The sequence below is a fragment of the Pseudomonas sp. 2822-17 genome (assembly GCF_002742485.1).
In the GTDB taxonomy this organism is placed as follows: Bacteria; Pseudomonadota; Gammaproteobacteria; order Pseudomonadales; family Pseudomonadaceae; genus Aquipseudomonas; species Aquipseudomonas cyclaminis.
On record NZ_LJRZ01000451.1, the window covers coordinates 1 to 296 of the forward strand.

Genomic DNA, 296 nt, shown 5'->3' on the forward strand with positions numbered 1-296 from the left:
AACAAGTGAACCTTTTGAACAGTAATCTGCAGTAGTTTCTGCGAGCTTTTTCCAAGCGATACAAAGGACGAAGTCAGTATCATAGTTTCCATCCATATTTTTATATGGTCGACGGACAGCTAAATTAATTCTTGTGACTGCGGTGCCCTCCTTAGTTGTGTGGATAACTGGGTCCTTTGCAATCCTACCGATTAACATAACTTGGTTTAACATTGTGATCACTCCTATTTTATTTTGTTGTTAATAGTTCTTTGAATACAGTAGAGCTTCCATTCCCTATTCACGTACCTTGGATA

At 38.2% G+C, this 296-nt stretch carries 1 protein-coding gene; it reads right to left on the reverse strand.

All coding sequences use genetic code 11. The annotated features are described in order from the left end of the window. Nucleotides 1-213 (reverse strand): single-stranded DNA-binding protein (locus AOA60_RS16685; protein WP_158235037.1); only part of this gene is annotated, 213 nt, incomplete at its 3' end. Nucleotides 214-296: the final 83 nt, after the last annotated feature.